At 61.1% G+C, this 786-nt stretch carries 1 protein-coding gene; it reads right to left on the bottom strand.

What is annotated here, in order from left to right; genetic code table 11:
- Nucleotides 1-116: 116 nt before the first annotated feature.
- Nucleotides 117-524 carry a carboxymuconolactone decarboxylase family protein gene (locus tag NKJ20_RS34055; protein WP_352749973.1) on the bottom strand — a complete coding sequence of 136 codons (408 nt, stop codon included), beginning with the start codon at nucleotides 522-524 and terminating at the stop codon, nucleotides 117-119.
- Nucleotides 525-786: the final 262 nt, after the last annotated feature.

The raw sequence follows: 786 nt of genomic DNA, 5'->3' as shown, positions 1-786 counted from the left end.
GGCATCCCGAACCTCCCGGCGCAAAGCGCGCCAAACTGTTCGCGATGTCCTCGCACACCTGTTCGCGATGTCTCCGGTCCAAACAAAGGGGAGAAGGGAAGGCGCCGCGCCTCACCTCACCGCACCTCGAACTCCGGATCGACCGGGATCTGCAGCGCTGTCACCATCTGGTTGGTTTGCCCGGCCAGCCCGATGATCGACACCAGTTCGCCATGCTGCGCATCGGTCATGCCTTTGGCCCGCGCTGCGGCGGTGTGCGAGTGGACGCAATAGGAGCAGCCATTGGCGGTCGAGACGGCGATGTAGATCATCTCCTTGGTAAGCGGATCGATGGCGCTGTCAGCGACCATCACCGCTTTGAGCTGCTCCCAGACCCGCTTCAGCGAAACCGGATCATTGGCCAGCCCGCGCCAGAAATTGTTGACGAAGTCGGATTTGCGCGTCGCGCGGATATCGTCGAACACAGCCTTCACGGCGGGAATCGCCTGGACCTCGGCATCGGTCAGAAGTTTCGTCGTGGCCATGGCTTGGTCCTTTCGCTTTGAATCGTTATGCGAGGTCGTTGAATCAGGTCGGGAGAAAAGGCGGCTAACCGCCTTGGATGAATCAGCAATTGACGCGCTGAGGCAAGACCGTAAGGCTGGCCCAGGCCCCTCACCTTCGTCATCCCTGGGCGAAGCAGGAGCGAAGCTCCGTCGCGGAGACCCTGGGATCCATATGTGGACGGCGCCCTGCCTGCAACGGTTGTTTTGCGTCGTTTTCGATCGCTTGCGTCCATATGTCCGG

This window comes from Mesorhizobium sp. M0185 (genome assembly GCF_040322175.1).
Taxonomy (GTDB): domain Bacteria; phylum Pseudomonadota; class Alphaproteobacteria; order Rhizobiales; family Rhizobiaceae; genus Mesorhizobium.
The sequence above is the reverse complement of the archived record's forward strand: the minus strand, read 5'-3'. Positions and strand labels throughout refer to the sequence as shown.

Excerpts from the sequence above, each read along its gene's own strand:
- NKJ20_RS34055 (WP_352749973.1), bottom strand. The coding sequence starts at position 524 with ATGGCCACGACGAAACTTCTGACCGATGCCGAGGTCCAGGCGATTCCC.